Here is an 8,729-nt window from a genome sequence, read left to right as displayed (position 1 = left end):
GTTGGTTACAGGAAAAAGGTGTGGACACGACAGCGTATCGTCCAATGGGAAGTGCAGAGGCGATGATGAATCAATTAGCCAAACGATTAAAGAATGGAAGAGCATGGAGCAAAAAAGGGGTCATGAGCATGGCACGCTTGTGGATTGGATTGAAGGATGACCTATCCATCCAAACGATATATGGGAAATGGGAAAAGACCACGGAAAAATCAAAGAAAGAGCATCGACCGAAAAGAGAAATACCCACAAAATTAGTAACAGAAACCGTGCGTCAGAACATACCATACTTAAATCAGGCGATTGGAAAACCCATTCACTTTGCCTTACAGGGATTAAAAGGTTTTTAAAAAAGAAAAAAAGAAATTTTGATGAAAGAATACATTTAGAAAGCGGATACAAAATTAGAAGTTTTACTTTATAAAAAGGGAGCTAAAAAAACTCCCACAAAAACTTGACTCAATCTCATTAACATAAGAAATTTACACAAGAAGTTTATTAATGAATGTAAAGTTTTGGGGATTAAAATGAATGAATATCCTTTTAACACGAGTTCATTGGCAATAAAGTCCCTTGAACGGTATGTAAAATCATTGTCTAAAACGTATTTTGTTGAAGTAGCAAATAGGAATGGTGAACAAGCAGCTATGGTTGCCAAAAACACCGGCATCGGTAACAAAAACAATCCGATGATTATCAGACCGCTAGAACGAGTGGAATTTGACGGTCATAGAATAGATACTTCAATAGCAATAATTTTTAATACCCCAGAGGGTGATGAGATTATCGAAGTAATGAATCGGATATGGATTCTTTCCATTGTTGATGTAGCTACGAGAGCAATACTAGGATATCATCTCTGTCTAAATAAAGAATATTCTGCACATGATGTTCTAATGTGTATTAGGAATGCTATTTTTCCGTGGAAAAGGAAATCGCTTACTATTGAAGGATTAAACTATTCGGAAAGAGCAAACTTTCCTTCAAATTTAATTCCAGAAGCTAGTTTTGGTTTATGGGACGAGTTTTGCTACGACAATGCAAAAGCTAATATTGCAAAGAATGTAAAAGAAAAACTTGTTGACTTAATTGGTTGTTCTATTAATTTGGGACCTGTAGCAATTCCGGTTAGAAGGCCTATTATCGAACGTTTTTTTCGGACATTAGAGCAAAATGGGTTTCATAGGTTACCTTCTACAACTGGAAGTAACCCAAAAGACCCAAAAAGGAATAATTCAGAAGAAAATGCTATTAAATATAGAATTACTGCACAACACCTTGAAGAACTTACGGATGTATTAATTGCTGAATACAATGATAGTCCACATGAAGGAAATAGTAATCTTAGCCCATTAGAAGTTTTTGAACAAAGAGTAGCGAGAGGAATGACAATACTTCAGTTACCTGAAGAAAAACGTAATGAAATAGCCTTTTTTTCATTAACAGTTACAAGAAGAGTTAATGGTAGTGAAAAGAATGGAAGAAGACCATTTGTTAATTATGAAGGGGTAAGATATACGAACGATGTATTAAACCGTTCGCCACATTTAGTTAATAAAACACTTAAACTGCTAGTCAACACGGATGATTTAAGGATTGTAAAAGCATTTCTAGATGATGGTAGTGAATTAGGTAATTTAAGTGCTACTGGAAAATGGGGAATAACCCCTCATGACCTTAGAACTAGAAAAGCTATAAATAAACTAAAAAATAATAAGTTAATACATTTCACTCAATATGATGATCCAATTCAAGTTTACCAAGACTACTTAGAAAAAGAAGCACGAAAAAATAAAACAAACAGAAACAAATTAGCTTCCCTAAAAAAAGAACAAAAGAGTAAAGAAGAACGATACCAAATAGCAAAGTATAATGAAGACAAAGGGACCATTATTAACGGAAATTTTGAAAACCTTTCCGATCTATCTAATGTTAGGAAGCATAAGGAACCTGAAGCAGGGGATAAACAAACTGATAAGCGAATCTTAAAAAGAACGATAATTTTTTAATTGGAGGTCCTAAAAATGTCAGAAACAGTGGAATCCAATCAATCTAATAAAATATTAATTAGACCTTATATTCCAAAAGGAACTCATCCCATTGAGACGGGTAAATATTTGATTTCAACAAATGAGATCGATAGAATGTATCAAACTGTCATTCAATGGGTCGAAAACAGAACTCCGGGTGCGATCATATATGGTCGTCCCAGATTAGGAAAAACAAGAGCTATTTCATATTTAATTAATTGTTTGCCACAAGACTTTGGTGAAAATACACCAATTTTTCATATTCGTTGTCGTAAATACAAAAATCCCAATGAAAATTTCTTTTTTGAAGATTTATTAAATGCTGTGGGACATTCAATTATCATAAGTGGAAAATCCAATATGAAGAGAACAAGGCTATTAAGATTTCTAGTAGAACGTGCTGACTTCTCAGGTAATAATAAGATTGTTTTTTTTATAGATGATGCACAAAGACTTGTAGAAATTCATTATGATTGGTTAATGGATCTATATAATGATTTGGATCATTATGGCATAACTTTAACTACTATTCTAGTAGGACAAAAAGAATTGGTTCATCAACGATCTGCGTTTATCAGTGGAGATAAATTTCAAATAGTGGGTCGCTTTATGAGCCATGAATATCAATTTAAGGGAATTGAAAATTTAAATAATTTAAGGATTTGTTTAACAGGATATGACGATTATTGTGAATACCCTACAAATAGTAACTGGTCATTCACTAAATACTTTTTTTCTGAATCTTTTACAAGAGGATATAGGTTGCATCATTCAGCCGAAGAATAATTTCAGGTTTTTGTAAATTTAAGAAGAGAATTCGGATTACCTCAGAAAGTAGAAATTCCAATGCAATATGTTACATTAACTGTAGAATATGCTTTAAAACGATTTGGAAATAATGGTTTAGATTTACCGGCTATAAAAAAACTCATTGGGAAGAAGCAATTAATAATTCTGGGTACATCCAATCAGAATTGTATCAAATAAGTTAATATAATATACATTACTTAGATAAAGGTGGTTGAAAGTTATGACCTTTCAATTTACTTGGTCTACCGAATGGATTCAAGACTACGAATCATCTTGGGGAATATTAGAAAAATTTATGTGGGCAAATGCTATTGACGGAAATACTATTTTAGCCTTAATCGGCAATAAAAATGTTAGGCAATTAAAAAACATTTCAAATGCTGGCAGCCGCCACCGTAATCTAGTTTATTTTTTCAGCATTGATTCGGAATTGAGTCAAAAGATTATTGGAATAGATCTAAAAGAGTACCATGACAATTTAGCAGATAAACTAATCCATATAATTCCCAATATTAAGTTTGAAATTAATTATTTTCACTCTAACTTGTCATATTGCCCTATTTGTTTAAGTAAAGGATATCATAGTATTCTACACCAACTGAAAATTTTTGATCACTGTGCTTTTCATCCAGAACAAGAGTTAATTGTTAGGTGCGTAAAATGTGATAAATTAATGCCAGAATATCTTATTAATAAAGGCAACAAAGAGGCTTTTCGTTGCACCTGTGGTTACGATTTTCTTGATTCAGAAAATATACGGTCAATATTTTTATCATGGAAAAAACAACCTAGAATTCAAAACCAAATCATAAATTCATGGTTAAATTTACCTCGTGAAAAAGTTCATCAATATCATTTAATTTACCCCTTTGATAATTACAACAAATACTTTGTTATTAATGATACTGATTACTTGACAATGATGCCCCAATTATTGATTAGAGCTTTTAATGATAACCCTGCTCTGAGTGAGAAAATTATTAAAATTTCTTCTAATAAGGGAATCTTGAAAATTAAAAATGATTATAGGTTGTTAAAGGAAAATTATTTAACTGCTTTTCCACGTCAATTTTCACGCTTTAGATTCAACGAAAAACATAAAATTGATAGTTTCTTCTTTGAAGTCTACAAACAAACTAGGATTATTTATAAAGCAGTAAGTAGATATATATTACGTAATATTATCAAGGACCACAAGAAATGCGTTGAGATTTTCAATAAAGCCCAACAAAATGGTGATGTTTGTCCCCATGCATTATCATTTACTTGGTGGAAAATGGAGTGTGAAGGAATAGATTCATTTTGGAAAATAGAAAATCAAACAAAAATTCGAGAAACATATGATTTTGAATGCATAAGAGAACGGTTTAGTTCATTTATTCGTGGATCATTTATGACACACCTAGAAGAAGTATTAAATCCTATCAGTAGAGAGGAAGAGCTTGATTTCTTAAATTATAATGTTAGCAGAATAAATTATATTTTAAATAAAATCGTTACACATTTATTAATTGAGCGTTATATAAAATGGTTAGAGGTCGTACAAAACCCAGAAAAATTTAAACAACTCCATCCTGATGATACTATTCCTATGTACCTTGCAAAAATCCCGCAAAATTCAAATGAAGAAATAGTTTTCTATTTTCCTAATGGACGAATTAATTACATGAAGAATCTCATAAAAGACATCAGTGAACAAGTAAATTGTCCAATAAGTAAATCTAAGAGGTATCCGCCTTATAAATCTCCAATTCGAATAGCAATGGACAAAATGAAATAAAACAAAGCAGAGTATTTAAATTGAATAGCGTAAGCCTGAACTATAAAAAAGAACACCTTTTCGGTCTACATCACAAAAGCCATATACCACGATTTTTTAAATCGAATATATGGCTTTTATTAATCTTTTTAAACCACAGGATATGCCTGTGTGCAAATGAAACTTGTAGAGTTGTATCAGAAAAAAACTCCAATCGTTATAATAGAAGATGGCCGTCAAACCAACTTCAAATAACGAAAGGAGTCCTGCTCATGTCGAGCGACAATAGTTTATCACATACAAGATGGAATTGTAAGTATCATATCGTATTTATTCCCAAATACAGAAGGAAAGTAGTGTATGGGAAATGAAGAAAAGATATAGGTGCTATTTTGAGAAAACTATGTGAAATGAAAGATGTAGAAATAATGGAAGCACATGCAATGCCAGATCATATTCACATGCTGGTAAAAATACCACCGAAAATGTCTGTTTCGTATTTCATGGGATATTTAAAAGGTAAAAGTTCCTTGATGATCCATGATAGACACGCAAATTTAAAATATAATCATGGAAACCGAACGTATTGGGCGAAAGGATATTACGTAAGTACGGTGGGACTAAACGAAAAAACAATTGCAAAGTATATTATTCGAGAGCAAGAAGCAGAAGACCGTTTGCGAGATAATATGAGCAAATGAGAATACGTCGATCCATTTAAAGAAAAGTAGGGAGAGTAAACGGTTGGCGGTCACTTTAGGGGCTTCGTTGGTAAAGTGCCCTTATAGGGCGAAATTAAAACCGCCGGTTCTACCGGCGGATACTTACTTATTTTAATTACTACATTCTGCCTGAATCATTTTTGACCAGGGCAAGTATTGATCTAAGATTTCATGGCTTGTGATGCTTAAACAAATGGCGTTAGCTTTTGCTCCAGCTTCACTGACAGAAAAAAGCCAGTTTTTTTCTGATGAGGAACTTAAAAGGATTTTTGCATTATCCGATAATATTACCCTTACAAAGAGCCAACCGAATCCCTACATCCAGCTTGAGTTTCCAATGATGCTCCGAATCATGTATGGCTGCTGTTTGCGCGTAGGGGAAACTCTAGCTTTGAAGATGAAGGATATGGATCTCGATGGTGGAATCCTCATTCTAAAACAGACAAAAGGAGACAAGCAACGGCTAGTACCTATGCATGAGACTTTGACATCAATCTTGATTAGATACTGTTTAGTAATGGGGTTGATAGGAAAAGCCGAAGCATTACTGTTCCCCAGCGCAATACAGGAAGTACCACTTTCTGTAAAAGCTGCTCGTAATAAACTCAATACCATACTGAAATATGCCGGCATATCATTGAAAGGTATGGGAAAACGGGAACGTGGACCATGCCTTCACTGCCTGATGCATGTGTTTGCCTTTAAATACTTTGCAGAAGCTGAAAAGTCAGGGCGTTCGATTGACGCATCGGTTCCCTATTTATCTATATATCTGGGACATGACAGCCTTAAAGAAACGGAGAGTTATCTGAAATTCAGCAGCGAATTCTATCCTGAAGCTATGGAACTGTTTGAAGATTACACACTGCAGGTTTTCCCGGAGGTGTCTTATGACGAATAAAGCATCAGAATTCCCGATTTTCTGAACTGAAGACTGAAACTTTTGTCAAAAACATCAAAAGATTATCTAAGAAAAAAGAGAAGAAATGTTTTATGTTAAGACATACAGTAATTCTTCTCGGATAATGCGCCCAACAATTTGCGAAGGTAACGCCTTCCAACTTATCATAGCAGAATAACCATCACAAACAATCATTCCGGAATATCCTTTAATGAAACTTTCAAGGACAGATCGAGCACGTGATACTGAGCTTTGAAAGAGAGTCATGGTTGGACCTTGGCTTGGCACACTTCGATACACCCAATTATAGGGATTGGTTTGACCAGATTTCCCATCGGATCGGTTGAACCTTCTTTTAAAAAGTAAAACTCACCCTCGTTCAACGTTTCGTCAATCACTCTTATATTGATGAATCCTTCAAATCCCTTGCTTTCCATCACCTCAAGAGGGTTATCCTTTTTGTGTATATTTTTGATCTAAACGACAGTACCTTTGTATTCTATTTTAATTTTCCTTTATCGTGAAGCTGATTTAAGGTATCGTCATTGTCTCTTTTTTATGCAATTATGTGATTACATAGAAATTTCAATATATTGTAACAAATACCAAACAGACATATGTGGAAAAAGTTGTATTATAGTATTGAAGAATAAATTAATATATTCCGCTTACTTTGATGGTATCCATGCAAATGGTTATCAAATAAAAAACTATTAATAATAAGAATGGGGGTGAGAATATGAGTGAGGAAAAATATACTCTTGAAGACATTTTATCCGAAATTAAAACACAAAATGAATTGGCTAATGAAGATGAAGAATTAAAATTAGAACTATATTACCCAGGAACTGATATTTGTTAATTTTTTTCGGCTACAATTTTATTTTACCGCCACAATTGTGGCGGTAATTTTACAAAAAAATAATAGGTGAGGAAACTGTTCATGAACTCATATAAAAAAACCTTGTTATTATTTGGAACATATAGTGTGCTTACTTCTGTTTTATTCATCGATGCGATTTTTGCTCTTTTTGTTTTTAATCACGGTTTATCTATAACACAACTAATGCTAATAGGAACTGTCTCTGGTATAACCGTTATACTTATGGAAATTCCAGCAGGAATTATTAGTGATAAATACTCTAGAAAAGTGTCATTAATTATAAGTGTATTGTTAAGACTTATTAGTATTGTCTTTTATATCTTTGGTTCATTTTATGTGGGGTCAGTACTAATGGCATTAGGAGTAGTGTTTTTATCTGGAACGGATTCAGCATATTTATATGACATGATGAAAAAGTATAAACATGAAAATGAGTTTCAAGAAATTGACGGGAGAATTCGAGGCTATACATTTTATTATATGGGTTTTGCTGCGATTATTTCTGGCATCCTATATGGGGTAAATATTTATTTACCTTTTATTATGACTATTGGGACTTTTCTGTGTGCATTGATTATTTCAATAAATTTAGAGGACGAAGTGAGATATTCCCAAAATAATAGAAAAAAAGGGCATTTTGAAATAATTAAAACAAGTACACTTATTATTTTCAAAACAAATAAAGTATTGAATGCCACATTATCATTGGTATTAATTATGTCAGTTATACAGATAGTTAAAGCTTATGATCAGCCATTTATGTATGAAATACAAATAAGTAGTACTGAATTTGGTTTTATATTTTTTATATTGAATATCACTGCAGGGTTTTTCTCGAAAAGGAGTAAACAAATTTCATTAAAGCTTAAAGATTATACTAATCTGGTTTTGATTCTTGGGTTTAGTATACTAACTTTTATGCTCTATATCCTTGATAACTTTTGGGGGCTAATTATATTAGTAGCTTTAAGTGTGGTGCGAGGAATAGCAAGTCCGTATTTTTACACCAAATTAAATGATAATATTCCATCGGAAAACAGAGCGACAATCTTATCATGTGCAAGTTTACTCATTAGTTTATTCGTTGCTTTAATATCACCTTTAACAGGATTAATTGCTGATAACTTTGGATTGAAGTTTACTTATCTATCAATTTCCTGCCTAATTATCGTCTTTTCTACTATTTTATTTTTGAAAAATAAATTTAATATAAAGAAAAATGAGATTGTGAGGGATACATATGAAAATTAATTTAAACCCAGAGGTAAAAAAACTTAAACCTGAGGTTACTCAATGCAAAGTTATGCAAAAAGGAAAAAAAATAAATGGAGACAAAAAAGCATTAAAGAAAAAAGATGCGGAAAAATAAATTTGCAACAAAGTGGTTCCACTATTTTTTTTTACTCTATTTTCAAAATCAAGTGGAAAAATTCCAATTTTTAAATTATTTTATTTTGGAGTTGATTATTGTTGAAATACAAAATATTAAATAAGGATGAGTATCTAATTGAAATAGGCAAGTTACTTTACGTTGTTAACGGTGTTTGTCAACATAGTTGTCGCATTTAGTTACTTTAGTGTTGTGTTCAGTCAAGGCTACCGCGCTACGCTTGCTGGCCTGATGATT

Annotated in this window: 7 protein-coding genes and 3 pseudogenes; 9 read left to right on the top strand and 1 reads right to left on the bottom strand. The window is 32.6% G+C overall.

The annotated features are described in order from the left end of the window. The 6 genes and pseudogenes from ACTNDN_RS24110 to ACTNDN_RS24085 all read left to right on the top strand — a co-directional run. The coding region (locus tag ACTNDN_RS24110) for a UPF0236 family transposase-like protein (protein WP_441132511.1) at positions 1 to 347 on the top strand (347 nt) is incomplete at its 5' end. Positions 348 to 524: 177 nt separating this feature from the next. After that, the gene (locus ACTNDN_RS24105) at positions 525 to 2,006 is read left to right on the top strand and encodes a hypothetical protein (RefSeq protein ID WP_231512611.1); all 1,482 of its coding nucleotides are present in this window, start codon (positions 525 to 527) and stop codon (positions 2,004 to 2,006) included. A gap of 15 nt (positions 2,007 to 2,021) precedes the next feature. Beyond that, positions 2,022 to 3,019, top strand: a pseudogene (locus tag ACTNDN_RS24100) (ATP-binding protein). Positions 3,020 to 3,057: 38 nt separating this feature from the next. Next, positions 3,058 to 4,617 carry a hypothetical protein gene (locus ACTNDN_RS24095; RefSeq protein ID WP_065429145.1) on the top strand — a complete coding sequence of 520 codons (1,560 nt, stop codon included), beginning with the start codon at positions 3,058 to 3,060 and terminating at the stop codon, positions 4,615 to 4,617. Positions 4,618 to 4,868: 251 nt separating this feature from the next. Continuing rightward, a pseudogene (gene tnpA / locus ACTNDN_RS24090) lies at positions 4,869 to 5,297 on the top strand (IS200/IS605 family transposase). Positions 5,298 to 5,511: 214 nt separating this feature from the next. Then, positions 5,512 to 6,219 (top strand): tyrosine-type recombinase/integrase, encoded by a 708-nt coding sequence (locus tag ACTNDN_RS24085; RefSeq protein ID WP_160314274.1) that lies wholly within the window; start codon positions 5,512 to 5,514, stop codon positions 6,217 to 6,219. Positions 6,220 to 6,334: 115 nt separating this feature from the next. On the opposite strand, the pseudogene ACTNDN_RS24080 reads toward ACTNDN_RS24085, so the two are convergent. After that, positions 6,335 to 6,564: pseudogene (locus ACTNDN_RS24080) on the bottom strand (IS66 family transposase); the annotation flags it as partial. A gap of 394 nt (positions 6,565 to 6,958) precedes the next feature. Between ACTNDN_RS24080 and ACTNDN_RS24075 the strand changes: the two are divergent. The 3 genes from ACTNDN_RS24075 (at position 6,959) to ACTNDN_RS24065 (ending at position 8,471) form a co-directional block, all read left to right on the top strand. Further along, entirely contained in the window at positions 6,959 to 7,081 is a 123-nt protein-coding gene (locus tag ACTNDN_RS24075) for a hypothetical protein (protein WP_268817979.1), read from the top strand. Between the two features lie 81 nt (positions 7,082 to 7,162). Then, the gene (locus tag ACTNDN_RS24070; RefSeq protein ID WP_031540127.1) at positions 7,163 to 8,353 is read left to right on the top strand and encodes an MFS transporter; all 1,191 of its coding nucleotides are present in this window, start codon (positions 7,163 to 7,165) and stop codon (positions 8,351 to 8,353) included. Beyond that, entirely contained in the window at positions 8,343 to 8,471 is a 129-nt protein-coding gene (locus ACTNDN_RS24065) for a hypothetical protein (RefSeq protein WP_268817980.1), read from the top strand. Before ACTNDN_RS24070 ends, ACTNDN_RS24065 begins: the two co-directional genes overlap by 11 nt. The last annotated feature ends 258 nt before the right edge of the window (positions 8,472 to 8,729 follow it).

It is taken from the genome of Niallia sp. HCP3S3_B10 (assembly GCF_052064465.1).
Classification (GTDB): domain Bacteria; phylum Bacillota; class Bacilli; order Bacillales; family Cytobacillaceae; genus Niallia; species Niallia hominis.
This window is presented reverse-complemented; position numbering and strand designations above follow the sequence as displayed.

Excerpts from the sequence above, each read along its gene's own strand:
- ACTNDN_RS24065 (WP_268817980.1), top strand. The coding sequence starts at position 8,343 with ATGAAAATTAATTTAAACCCAGAGGTAAAAAAACTTAAACCTGAGGTT.
- ACTNDN_RS24105 (WP_231512611.1), top strand. The coding sequence starts at position 525 with ATGAATGAATATCCTTTTAACACGAGTTCATTGGCAATAAAGTCCCTT.
- ACTNDN_RS24075 (WP_268817979.1), top strand. The coding sequence starts at position 6,959 with ATGAGTGAGGAAAAATATACTCTTGAAGACATTTTATCCGAAATTAAA.
- ACTNDN_RS24095 (WP_065429145.1), top strand. The coding sequence starts at position 3,058 with ATGACCTTTCAATTTACTTGGTCTACCGAATGGATTCAAGACTACGAA.
- ACTNDN_RS24085 (WP_160314274.1), top strand. The coding sequence starts at position 5,512 with ATGGCGTTAGCTTTTGCTCCAGCTTCACTGACAGAAAAAAGCCAGTTT.
- ACTNDN_RS24070 (WP_031540127.1), top strand. The coding sequence starts at position 7,163 with ATGAACTCATATAAAAAAACCTTGTTATTATTTGGAACATATAGTGTG.